Origin of the sequence: Lysinibacillus fusiformis, assembly GCF_016925635.1 — a bacterium.
In the GTDB taxonomy this organism is placed as follows: Bacteria; Bacillota; Bacilli; order Bacillales_A; family Planococcaceae; genus Lysinibacillus; species Lysinibacillus fusiformis_F.
The window spans coordinates 3,448,660-3,460,962 of the sequence record NZ_CP070490.1 but is presented as its reverse complement, the minus strand read 5'-3'; the positions used below and the strand labels follow the sequence as shown (position 1 = coordinate 3,460,962).

The following is a 12,303-nucleotide window of genomic DNA, read 5'->3' as shown; positions in this document are numbered from 1 at the left end:
ATGAACACCTTCACTTTATCTGAAAACCTTTGCTAAAAAGGTAACACGTTTGTGGATTGTAGTGGAAGGCTACTTGACTCCCGTGGGATCGCGAGACAGGCAAGCCTCTAAACGGAGCGGTAGCGGAGGAAGCGGCTCGGCGCTCGCCCACAGGAAAGCAAGTAGCCTGCAATGGAAATCCATTTCTACCTTTCAATTGACTGTTTTGTTTTTCAACACTAAGTAGAGGCTGGGACAAAAAGAAAAAATGTTAGACCAAGATATAATTGGTCTAACATTTTTTTGATTTAGGAAGGCATATTTAACTTCTTAAAGTGAAAAAGCTAATATCCATTTTTATTGTTTTTCAATATAATCTAGTTCTGTCCCAGCCTCTAGATATTTCTCCTCGTACCTCTCAAAAAATGAATGCTATGTCAAAAAAGTTTGTCCAAATTGTGAAATCGTATAGTAGAGGCTAAAATTAATGCTTACATTTGAGAATTTTTTTTTGCTATAGTAAAAAACAGAAGAGTTAGTATCGCGGAGGTGTACTAGCTAATAGGAAACACGATCGCTGATAATCCACATCACGATAACTTTATCATGCAGAAGAATGAAATAAGACTAAAATTCATCTATAAATTTCAGAATGTTCTGTATTTCATTCTTCTATGCTAGTCAAACATTTTTTGAAGGAGTTTTTACAGTGAATAAGGAAATAAAAACAGGTCCGATCATGGTGGCTCTCTTAGTAGCCGGCTTTGTAGGACTGTTTAGTGAGACCGCATTAAATATTGCACTAGGAGAGCTAAGCCAGCTCTTCGATGTGGACGCTACAACCATCCAATGGCTGGCAACAGGCTATTTTCTCACATTAGGCATTTTAGTACCTGTGACAGGCATTTTAATGCAAAAGTTTACTACTCGCCAAATGTTTATGGCGTCTTTACTCTTTTCGATAATCGGTACCATGCTTGCCGCTGTCGCACCGGTCTTTGCTGCCTTACTTTTAGCACGTATTATTCAAGCAGCTGGCCTAGCGATTATATTACCATTAACGCAAAATGTGATTTTCACGATTTTCCCAGCCAATAAACGTGGTGGTGCTATGGGCGTTATGGGTCTCGTCATTTTGGCAGGACCCGCTTTCGGCCCTACATTGGCAGGGATGATTTTAGATACGCTATCCTGGCACTGGATATTCTGGGTTACCATCCCCTTCCTGTTATTCTCCATCGTTTTTGGTTTTATCTTTATTCCCAATGTGAATGAAACAAAGCAGCTTGCTATTGATGTCTGGTCTATCATCTTATCTACCATTGGCTTTGGTGGCATTGTCTATGGTGTCAGTGCTGGCGGAGATTTAGGCTGGACAAGCATTACCGTTCTTAGCGTCATTTTGCTCGGTATTATCGCCTTATGTTTATTCGTATTGCGACAATTGAAAATGGAACAGCCAATGTTAAATTTGACAGCATTTCAGTATCCCATGTTCGTGTTAGGTCTTCTCATGAATATGATTACCTTCTTCAATATGCTGTCTATGCTAGTGGTGCTCCCTATGTATATGCAAATGGCCCTTTTCGTATCGGCCTTTGTGACAGGTTTAATATTGCTTCCTGGTAGTCTATTAAACTGTCTATTAGCACCTACAATCGGCAAGTTCTTCGATAAATATGGACCTCGTGCAGTCATTACCCCCGGCACGATACTTGTTGTGGTCGGCTATGGACTTTATGTTCTATCTGGTACCGAAACAGCTACTTGGGTATTAGTCATAACACATATCATCATGATGCTTGGCGTTGGGATGGTATTAGCCTCTGTCCAAACGAATACGCTGAATGCCTTACCAAGACGATACTTTCCAGATGGTATTGCGATTACACAAACCTCTCAACAAGTGTCTGGTGCAATTGGTATTGCTGTGATGGTGTCGTTGTTCTCAGCAAAACAACAGCAGCTCCTAAGTGACATGACAACTAATACGCAAGAAGCAGCGGCTTCAGGTTCAGCATTTGTCTTTACTATCAGCTTTGTCTTGGCAATTATTAATGTCGCTCTCTCGTTTTTCTTGAAAAAAACACAATAATTTCTTGATAAAAATGAGGTGTCTCAATGGGCTTTGGAGACACCTCATTTTGTTGTAGCATTTCCGTTGCAATCGCCGCATTATCTGATAATATTTACCATAAGATGTTTACGTACGCTCAAAATGGTTGCTGTTTCACGATGCATTAAATCGCCCATTCCATGTAACATTTTTTAGCATAAGACGTCAATACAACGAGATGAAAAAGGAGAAAGTTTGCAATGAAGCATATTATCTTTGATTTTGATGGGACACTGGCAGATTCAACTGCTGTGTTTGCATCAGCATGGAATACATTAGCCCAAAAATATAAATTTAAAGGCATTGAATTGAAGGAAATTGATGCATTAAAAAAATTATCAATTTCAGAACGCAGTAAATTATTTGACTTTCCGATGTATAAATTGCCCATGATTTTACCGCAATTTTATAAATTGTATCGTCAATCATTAAATGATGTTCATCTTTTTGAGGGCATGAAAGAAGTTTTGATAGAAATTGATAAAAGAGGCTATAAAATCCTGATTATTTCCTCTAATTCTAAGGAAAATATTTTAGAATTCCTTAAAATGAACGGTATTCATTGTGTAGCTGATGTTCTTTGCTCCAACCGCATTTTTGGTAAGGACAAAGTAATGAAAAAGTTTTTAAAGGAAGCAAATGTCGAGTCATCTGACGTGATATACATTGGAGATGAGCAAAGGGATATTGTTGCATGTAAGAAAGCGGGTGTACCCATTATTTGGGTGGAATGGGGCTATGATGCCAAAGAGGTCGTACAAAACGAGGAACCTGAATACAGTGTCACTACACCACAGGAAATTTTAGAGATTATTTAATCATGAAGAAGGATAATAGCCTATTACTTGTCTATTATCCTTTTTATATGGTTATCCTTTGATGTCACTAATCTGCATGAGCTTTTCTGCTGTACTATTAACCCCTTTATAGGCATCTGTTAATTCGTACATACTCGCAGCAAATTGCTGTGTAAACGCAGCAATCTGATTGGCTGATGCATTGACTTGATCGATGGATTGTTTAATGTTTTCTAGTTGCACAGTTATGCTATCGGCACTTTCAGTACTACTCTGGGACATTTTTTGTATTTCAGAAGCGACCACAGCAAAGCCACGCCCATGTTCACCTGAACGTGCCGCTTCTATCGATGCATTTAGACCAAGAATTCTCGATTTCATAGCTAAATCTTTTACTAAATGGACAATCACATTAATTTGTTGAATATCGCCTGTCATCGATTCTGAGAAATTAGATAGCTCTTCCAATCGATTGGATACATCCTTACTGGCAGTGGCTAATCCTTCATTTGTGGCCGTCATTTCTTCAACAGCACTTGAAAGCTCAGTTGCCAATAGGCGCATACTATCCATTTTTTCATTCGAAATAATGGCACTTAATACGCCAATAACACGTCCTCCTTCAAAAATAGGCTGGGCAGAGGCGATATAGGCCATACCAAATCCTTCAGCGCTACGTTCTTCTTTTATAAATCTTCCCGAGCTTAACGCTATTTCTGTTGCTGTTCCACGATATTTATGTACTGGATCACCAACCCTAACTTTTAAGTCAACCTTTTTCCCCGGTTTGTAGGCAAGCACTCTTTCCGTATCTGCCACGATGACACAAGCATCCTCTGGGTAAGTTACTTGGTATAAATCAATCGAATCGATAGCTGCTTGTAGTTTAGGATGCATTGTTTTTCCTCCCCTAAAAGTTTTCTAATCTGTATCAATTTAACTATATCATGCCATCCCAAAAAAGACACCAACGTCTAGTGGTGTCTTATCACGACATTATGAGTTCTTCAATAATTCTACATATTTTTCTGCCGTTCGAATTTCAATTGTTAGAGAATTCTCTCCATAGCTTGCCTTAATTAAAAATGGTACGTCATTTGCGTTTTGAAACCTAAAATCTAACGTATCATAAGAAACCGTAGCATCTCTACCTTTTGGAACATACCCTACATCTAAGGAATGATGATGGCGCTCAACATATTTGATTGGAATTTGATCTACTGCGTTAAAGAGAGTTGAAGATGTTTGACAGATTCCACCGCCAATACCCATGACTACCTTCTTATTAATAATTTCAGGTGCAGGCTGATAGCCATTTGCTTCGTCTCTCGGTCCCACAATTGTATTAAAAGAAAAATAATCGCCACTGCCTACGATCACATTATTAATGGCTCTTGCAGAAAGCTCTATATTTTTATTTCTTCCTAAATCAGCACGATTGAAATACGTCGTATAGGATGCAACAACTACTTCCTCTAATAAAGGAAGATCCTCAAAATAATAGCCACTTTCTGTTATATAGAGTGGTATTTCTACCTGACCACCAGTCGCTGAAGTTTTTATAATTCGCTCCACTAGTTCACTTTCCTTTAAAATGATTTGCGGCTTCCCCTTGATGACTTGCCCATTTTCATCCAGTCGATCAAGTAGCATACGCTGATCAAAGCCATCTGAAGTATCTGTTCCTCTCGCCCATTCCCTTGCTAATTGTTCTATGTGCTTTTGATAGGCTTGTGGGTCTGTATCGAAGCCAAATTCCTTTGGAGATATTGTTGTAATTACCTTATTCGTAGTTGGATCAACAACCTTTACAATAGGCTCAATCAATTGCTCTTGTTCATATGTAACAGGTTGCTGTACTTCTTCGCGTTGTTGAATTTCTTGTTCTAGCTTGCTATCATTGACCGCTTCTTTATCACACCCTACTAGACCTAGCATCCAGATTATGCCGCTTGTAGCTAACCACTTCTTTTTCAACCATAAACACCACCTCTATCTTCATACTACAGAGACATCTTATTCGTCTATTGCTCATAGTGTGTTGTTTTTTGGTTATTTTTATTTGTTAAGGCAGCAAAAACACGCTATGGTGTCAATTGCAAGACATGGTAGCTTGTTTATTTCTTAAAGATGGTGAGGCAACTAACGCTACCATCCTCTATCAGCCCCGCCGCCACCTCCAGAATCATTGTCATTATTATGCCAATAGCTTGTAGAATCCTCAGAACGAGATTTAGCACCTTTTGATTGATCACCCTTCATAAACAATCCCATAATAAAAAGTAAAAGGAAGAGTGCTGTAGTAAGTCCAATAGCAGCAAACAGTAAAAATGCCAGCCAGTCAGTCAAGCCCCATTCTGCAAAATTCCAATTTTTTGACTGTGATAGATGCCCTTCTTTCACAGTTTGAATTAATACCTCAAACGTATTGAATATAGCTTGATTAGGCTCTTCTTCTTGTAACGCTGGAATAGTGTAGTCATCAAGAATCTGCCCTGCTAGTTCATCGTAAATAATACCTGCTAAATCATCACCAACTTCAATACGTGTCTTTCGATCCTCCATTGCTAATACGAATAAAACACCTTCGCCCCCTACACCATATTGTCGGAAAGCCTCTTTCGCAAATTCTGCAATGGTTTGCTCACCTGTTGTTTGTATCGTTAATAGAACAATTTTTGCAGATGTTTCCTCCTCCAATTCCTTAGCCATCTGTATTAATTGCGCTTTCTCCTCTTTTGTGAGTAATTCCATAAAATCTTGCACATATATATCACCGACAGGAGCTGGAACAGTTGTTGCATAAGTACCTTTTTGACTAAACAAGAACATCGTCATGCAAATCAAGAACATAAAAATAACCTTTTTATTCATCATTGATCACTCCCTCCTATGATGCTCATTTTCTATGTATAGCTACGTCATATTTCTAAAATACACTAGGAGAAACTTATTGACTACTAGTAGATAGCAATTCGCAATGGTGATAGCCAGCAGGCAGATGTCATCTTAAAGCAAGGGGGATACTCACGAAGCTGCTGCAAATACCCGCGAAGCTACAACCGATACCCGCGAAGCTACAACCGATACCCGCGAAGCTACACCCGATACCCGCGAAGCTACAACCAATACCCGCGAAGCTACAACCGATACCCGCGAAGCTACACTCGATACCCGCGAAGCTACACCCAATACCCGCAGCGTTTACTTAAAAAAGAGCATCAACTAGCTATCTAATTAGCCAGTAGATGCTCTATCATTTTCAACTCTTGTAAGAAAGCTTCAGTACAAAATAATGTGATTCTTTATTTTTGAATAAACATTTGTGTCCAGTAGTTACCGTCCTGTACATACCCTACACCAATATGTGTATAGCTTTTATTGAGGATGTTGGCGCGGTGTCCTTCACTGTTCATCCAGGCCGTTACAACTTCCTGTGCGGAGCGTTGACCTTTCGCAATATTTTCACCAGCAGATTTATACGTAATACCGAAGTTTTTCATCATTGTAAAAGGTGTACCATACGTTGGACTTGTGTGGTCAAAGTAATTTTTATCGTGCATATCTTGCGACTTATATTTAGCTACTCTAGCTAGCTCCCAATCTTCTTGTAATGCTGAAAGGCCTGCTTTTGCTCGTTCTTCATTGACAAGTTTAACAACCTCTTGTTCAACTGTTGCCTGTTCTTTTACAGGGATGTTAATTTTTTGTCCTGGGGAAATTTGATTTGGATTGGCAAGTTGTGGGTTGGCATCAATTAATTCTTGTACACCCGTTTCTGTTTTTAATGCTATTTTCCATAGTGTGTCTCCAGATGCCACTGTATAGGATTCGGCTGCCATTGCCGCAACGGGTACTAATAATGAAGTTGCTATTACTGAAGCGAGTGCTGCTTTTTTTATTTTTTTAAACATGTTAATCATCCTTCCTATTTGCTCTACCATTATCGTAAATAGTTTCAGAGCCATAATCATCACAAAATATTTGGAAGGATTTTTACATTTGTATGACAAGCACGCAATATGAATGGTCGAAGCCCTTTATCACGCTATTCTTTGTCATTCGGCTTGTCATCAAGTTGCAATCTATTTGTAATTGGCATACATTACTAATAGATTTGGTGTTCAAAATTTGCACAATATATCCTATTTTGCTAATTGCTTACGCTGCAATCGATAAATTAAAAGAATATAGAGCCAATCATAAAAGAGTGTTGCTACAGAAATAATGGTAATCAATGGCGTGCGGAAGTAGAGATAAAAGCCAACTGCAGCAAATAATGTACCCACCATCTTACACACTGCAATCCCCATTGATTGGCCAGCTAAATTCCCTCTTTTCAATAATAAAGCAATAAATAACCCTGACATCATAAGATTTTGGAAGAATGCTACGTACTTTCCTTCGAAATCTTGAAACTCATAGACTATGCCTAAAATGATCAGCATGCTGAAAATTAACGAGATCAAAAAGGAGAAATACAATAGCTTTTTTGATAGCAGCTTTCGATATTCATTTGGAGCATAGCGTAAAAATTGCATTAAAATAAAGACATCCAATACGAACCAAATCAGCGTAATATAGCGTTGGAGGTCATTTTGTGGGTAGAAAAAGGCAAAAATAAATTCCCATGAAATATTGGCACAAATAGCTGCCATAGGCATACCATATGTTTTATCTTGCCATCCTTTATAAATAATAAGTATATATGTAAATATCCAAAAAAGTCCCATGCCTACTTGGCAAATTAATAATATGTCTTGTTCACTCAACATTCACTCTCTCCCCCTCTCTAGCATTCCTTCTACTATATGTGAGGAAATCGATTCGATATGTCTAAAAGTTTGATAGACGGGTAAAAGAGTAGCTACGGCAACCTATACATTCCATAAGCAATCCTATATAGTAAAACGAGGTGATTAAATGAAAATAAAAATGTATGTAGATAATGAGCAATTGATTGCTGGGACTACCTTAAAAGATGAGATGGAAGTAGAGCACAATAATATGGCTTTGCATAGTTGCCAAGATGTTCAAGCTATAATTGACAATCGTCAGCATTTAGCCGCGACTTTGAACTGTGACTTACAAAATTTTATTTGTACAGAGCAAACACACAGTGCAAACTTCCATAAAGTCACATTAGCCGATCAAGGACGTGGGGCAGCGCAAATGGATACAGCGGTGAAGAATACCGATGCGCTTTATACAGTAGAGCCTAACTTACTATTATGTAGCTTTACGGCAGATTGCGTTCCAGTTATTTTTTATAATGCTGTGAATGGACTCGTCGGTGTTATTCATTCAGGATGGCAAGGAACCGTCAAAGAAATAACACCCAAACTGTTTCAGCATCTGATGAAGGAAGAACAATGTCGACCAGAGGATTTTCATGTTCAAATTGGTATGGCGCTGAGTCAGCAAAAATTTGAGGTAGATGCGGATGTTTATGAAAAGTTTCACAGCCTCGGCTATGCCGAAGAATTTATGTATTACAATGCAGAAACGAAAAAATATCATATTGATAATCAACAAACGGTCAAAAAACAATGTGAGCTTGCGAGTATTCCTCCTGAACAAATTCAAATTGATGAAACCTGTACATTCCTTAGCCCAGATGGCTTTTCTTACCGTCAAGACAAACAAGCAGGGAGACATTTAAGCTTTATTATGCGAAAAGCACATTAACAAAACAGGCCAATTCTTGACGAGTTGGCCTGTGCTATTATTTTAATGTACCTGTACTAATAATGGACGTTTCTACACGGACGTTTACGTCTAATTTTCCAATGAGTTCTCTTGTTTTTTTCGTCGTCCATTTTCCATGATGGTACATTCTGAATTCTTCACTTAAGCCAGCGGGGTCTACCTCTGTTTTATTTAATCGCTCTAAAAAACCACCAATATCCTGTTCAAGCTGTTTATTCACATCTTTTTCTAAATCACTAATACTTTCAACCGTGAATAATTGATACTCTCTTTCTCCCTTATATTCGCTTAATGTACCCTTAATTTTTAAGAAAATCGTTAATTTGGGTGATTCCATATTTTTATTACTCTCTTTTTTCACACTGCTCTCGATTAAATCGATCATTACCTTTTCTTCTCCGTGTCCCGCGTTTAAATCCAGATGCAGAGGCGCAAGGTTCTTCCGTCCACTTAATGCTTGGATAACAAGTGCTTCCTCAGGTTTAATTAATTCATGCATATGATTCCCTTTAAATATGGCAACGCCTTTTATCTCTAATTTTTCCCCTCGTTTTTCAACATAAGGTAATACTGTATCAATTACTGGATTGGTAATCGAATACATAAAATCATGAATATTAGTATTTGGATTAAAAGCAGTATTAATACTAGGCTCTAATAGATTATTCAAATAGAAATTAATACTTGGCTTATCAGGATAATCCCCTTTTAAAATCGCTTCCGCATTATCCTTCACCACGGCTATCAATACTTTATTACCCACTTCTGCATTACGATATAAGTGCTGAATGATTTTTCGAACATTCCCTTTCCGTGCAAAATCTTCGTTGACTAAGACCACTCGCAATTGATTGAAGACTATTTTCTTATCGGATTGCTTTTCGATTTCCACGATGCCGCTTGACACTAAATCTGTTGTAATAGAAAACGTTTGTGTGTCTTTTTCTGCGTCTGGAGAATATTGAGGAATTGCTACTGTGAGCCTCATCTGGTTTTCATCGATATAATCAAAGGCCATCGAATCTACCATCCCAACATCCTCTAGAGGAACTTTTATTTCTTTTTTAGAACAACCTGCCAGTAAAACTAAAATCAAAAAAGAAATGATGCATAGCTGTTTATGTTTCATACTTGCACCTGCTTTTTCCGAATTATATATATCAGAATTAAAAACACGGGCCAAATCACCAGCAAATAGCCCATATAGTTACTTGCCATAAATAATTTTTCTTGAAATTCACGCGAAAAAGGCATTTTTATAATGATAAAAATGATGAAGGCGATGATATATAGCTGATAATTTTGTTTTTTCTTTTTAAGTAAGGTATCCACACCCCTTTTTGCACACCAAACATAGGCTGTGACCGAGGATAGTATAAGAAGAACCCAAAGTGTAATGCCAATGATATCGATTCGCTCAATAAAGGTAAATTCTCCAGCTTTAAACAAGTTTAATACTGAAAACTCTACATTTTTCAATTGCCACTCTGAATAATACATGACGCTAATAGCTGTTGTTATAAAGCATAAAAAAATACTAATCCAAATGCCTATTAAGGAATGACGGAAGGCCTTTTTTTGATCGATGATATAAGGAAAATAAAATAAGATCAATTCGTAACCAAGTATAGAAAAATAACCTTGCTTTAACGCTTCATAAAATTCATTCGGTGTGAAATTAAATAGAGGCAAAAAATGACTAGGATCACCTTTTTCAATCGCCCAGCGCGTAAAATAGATGACGCCAATCGTGATAAAAAAGGTCATCATACAAAATCGTGCAATTGATTTTATGCCCCCACTTACGATGTAAATAAGCAACAGTAAAAAGCAAAGTACAGGCAAGGTAATTGTTTGTTCCTGTAAAGCTGTGCTTTGAATTAAGTGCATATAATTACTAATAATTCCTGCACTAAAGACAATAAATTGAATAATGATGAGTATATTTATAAACTTTCCGAGCCATTTTCCCAATAGTATTTCATTCATCCGAAATAAATCATCATTGGGAAATTTAGAGCAAAGCCATACCATGGCAAATAGCGTCAGGCTGGCAATCACGCCAAAGAGAAGCGGCATAAATGTTTGTGTATAGCCCATAGAACTTAGTTTTTGAGGTAGTGAAAGGATACCGGTACCAATCATAATACTTTGTGCTAAGAAAATGACATGATAGCGATTTAACACCTTTCCATTTGTTGTATTCAAAGTTGACCACCTCATTCTGGTTCTATTTTTTCTGTGCCTTGGAAATCCCTGATTTGTTCCTTAAATATTTTGTTGGAAATCTGATGACACTATCCAATAAATCGGTTGGCTTTCTTGGAATAGCAGGTGTCATATAATGTGTGCCTAAAGATTTTAGACTTAATAAATGGTGAATTAACCATGCAAAGGCGAGCATCTGTCCAAACAATCCAAATAATCCTGCCGATAAAATAAAAATATAACGGATAAATCGGCTAGTATTACTCATTAAAAAAATCGGCGGTAAGAAGGACAGTAGAGCAGAGGTTGCGACTAATACAATGAGTATATTACTGAGTAAACCAGCTTCTACAGCGGCCGTCCCAATCACAATACCTCCTACGATACCAATTGTTTGTCCGACTTTGGCAGGCATTCGGGAGCCCGCTTCTCGCAAGACTTCAATAATAAGCTCGATAAATAACACTTCAATCAGCGGTGGAAATGGCACCTTACTTCTGGATTCCTGAAGATTTAATAATAATTCATATGGCAAAATTTCTGGATGGAAGGTTAAGGCTGATATATACATAGGTGTAATTATGATCGTTAAGAAAAAACCAAAAAAGCGCAGCATCCTTAATAAAGATGCCGTTGTCCAACGGTTGTAATAATCTTCAATCGACACGAACATTTCAAAAAAAGAAGTGGGACAGACAATCGCTAATTGACTATTATCCATAAAAACGACAATTCTACCATCTAGAAGATAACGGCAAATACTATCTGGACGGACTGTCATATAATATTGAGGAAACGGCGATAATGGATTATCCTCAATTAATTGCTTCAACACGGATATATCTGTAAATAACGGATATTCTACCTGGTCGATACGGTTTCTTAGATCATCTAAATTTTCATGACTCACTATATTATCCATATACATAATCGATATTTTAATATTAGCTTCGGACCCAACAATTCGGTTTTCATTTTTTAGCATGGAGCTTTGAATACGTCTTCTCACTAACGAAATATTCGTTTCGAGTGATTCAGTAAATGCATCCTGTGGACCAATTACAGTTGACTCTGTTTCCGTATCCGTAATAGCCCTTGTAGGTGCACTATATGTATCGACGCTTAAAAGTGCATTGGTTTCGTGAAAGAAAAGAAGGGTTTGCCCAGCATTCAATTTTTTAACGACACCCTGTACATCCTTTGGGTCCACATATTGAGCCATTTGATGAATTTGTTTCAAATTATTGGCCAGTGGAATCGTCACCATGGTTTGTAAGGTCATTTTTTCGATGAGTGAGGAGAAATAAATGACCGTCACATCCCCTTCTTCTGTAGCGATCATTTTCAGTTTCACATCATCGACTTCGTTAATTTCCTGCTTTAATTTAGCGACAATTTGTTCGGGTATCTCGTTCATTTTCGCTCCACCCCTTTCATTCCGATGAATACCAGTCCATATCATTCATTTTTAGTAGTTTGGCTTTTCTTTCGTTT

Annotated in this window: 11 protein-coding genes; 3 read left to right on the top strand and 8 right to left on the bottom strand. The window is 37.7% G+C overall.

Annotation, left to right across the window (positions count from 1 at the left end):
- The first annotated feature begins 688 nt into the window (after nt 1–688).
- Together JTI58_RS16820 and JTI58_RS16815 are read left to right on the top strand one after the other, a co-directional pair.
- Nucleotides 689–2,074, top strand: a complete 1,386-nt coding sequence (locus tag JTI58_RS16820; protein WP_243456090.1) for a DHA2 family efflux MFS transporter permease subunit — start codon at nt 689–691, stop codon at nt 2,072–2,074.
- Nucleotides 2,075–2,295: 221 nt separating this feature from the next.
- The gene (locus tag JTI58_RS16815) at nt 2,296–2,913 is read left to right on the top strand and encodes an HAD-IA family hydrolase (RefSeq protein ID WP_205442425.1); all 618 of its coding nucleotides are present in this window, start codon (nt 2,296–2,298) and stop codon (nt 2,911–2,913) included.
- 51 nt (nt 2,914–2,964) lie between these two features.
- On the opposite strand, the gene JTI58_RS16810 is transcribed toward JTI58_RS16815, so the two are convergent.
- From JTI58_RS16810 to JTI58_RS16790, 5 genes are all read right to left on the bottom strand, one after another.
- The gene (locus JTI58_RS16810; RefSeq protein ID WP_205442423.1) at nt 2,965–3,789 is read right to left on the bottom strand and encodes a methyl-accepting chemotaxis protein; all 825 of its coding nucleotides are present in this window, start codon (nt 3,787–3,789) and stop codon (nt 2,965–2,967) included.
- A 99-nt stretch (nt 3,790–3,888) separates the two neighbouring features.
- On the bottom strand, nt 3,889–4,869 hold the full coding sequence (locus JTI58_RS16805) for a VanW family protein (protein WP_205442422.1): 981 nt from the start codon (nt 4,867–4,869) through the stop codon (nt 3,889–3,891).
- 171 nt (nt 4,870–5,040) lie between these two features.
- The gene (locus tag JTI58_RS16800) at nt 5,041–5,769 is read right to left on the bottom strand and encodes a TPM domain-containing protein (protein ID WP_205442421.1); all 729 of its coding nucleotides are present in this window, start codon (nt 5,767–5,769) and stop codon (nt 5,041–5,043) included.
- A 428-nt stretch (nt 5,770–6,197) separates the two neighbouring features.
- Nucleotides 6,198–6,806, bottom strand: coding sequence for a SafA/ExsA family spore coat assembly protein (safA, locus tag JTI58_RS16795; protein WP_205442419.1), 609 nt, complete (start codon nt 6,804–6,806; stop codon nt 6,198–6,200).
- Between the two features lie 231 nt (nt 6,807–7,037).
- Nucleotides 7,038–7,667 carry a transmembrane-type terpene cyclase gene (locus JTI58_RS16790; protein ID WP_205442416.1) on the bottom strand — a complete coding sequence of 210 codons (630 nt, stop codon included), beginning with the start codon at nt 7,665–7,667 and terminating at the stop codon, nt 7,038–7,040.
- A 148-nt stretch (nt 7,668–7,815) separates the two neighbouring features.
- Between JTI58_RS16790 and pgeF the strand changes: the two genes are divergently transcribed.
- Complete coding sequence (gene pgeF / locus JTI58_RS16785; protein ID WP_205442415.1) at nt 7,816–8,580, top strand: peptidoglycan editing factor PgeF; 765 nt, start codon at nt 7,816–7,818, stop codon at nt 8,578–8,580.
- Between the two features lie 37 nt (nt 8,581–8,617).
- Here the strand turns inward: pgeF and JTI58_RS16780 are convergent, their stop codons facing one another.
- The 3 genes from JTI58_RS16780 to JTI58_RS16770 are packed head-to-tail and all read right to left on the bottom strand — an operon-like array spanning nt 8,618 to nt 12,226.
- Nucleotides 8,618–9,730, bottom strand: a complete 1,113-nt coding sequence (locus JTI58_RS16780) for a Ger(x)C family spore germination protein (RefSeq protein ID WP_205442413.1) — start codon at nt 9,728–9,730, stop codon at nt 8,618–8,620.
- On the bottom strand, nt 9,727–10,809 hold the full coding sequence (locus JTI58_RS16775; protein ID WP_205442412.1) for a GerAB/ArcD/ProY family transporter: 1,083 nt from the start codon (nt 10,807–10,809) through the stop codon (nt 9,727–9,729). The genes JTI58_RS16780 and JTI58_RS16775 overlap by 4 nt, the downstream gene beginning before the upstream one ends.
- Before the next feature lie 22 nt (nt 10,810–10,831).
- Entirely contained in the window at nt 10,832–12,226 is a 1,395-nt protein-coding gene (locus JTI58_RS16770) for a spore germination protein (RefSeq protein WP_205442411.1), read from the bottom strand.
- Nucleotides 12,227–12,303: the final 77 nt, after the last annotated feature.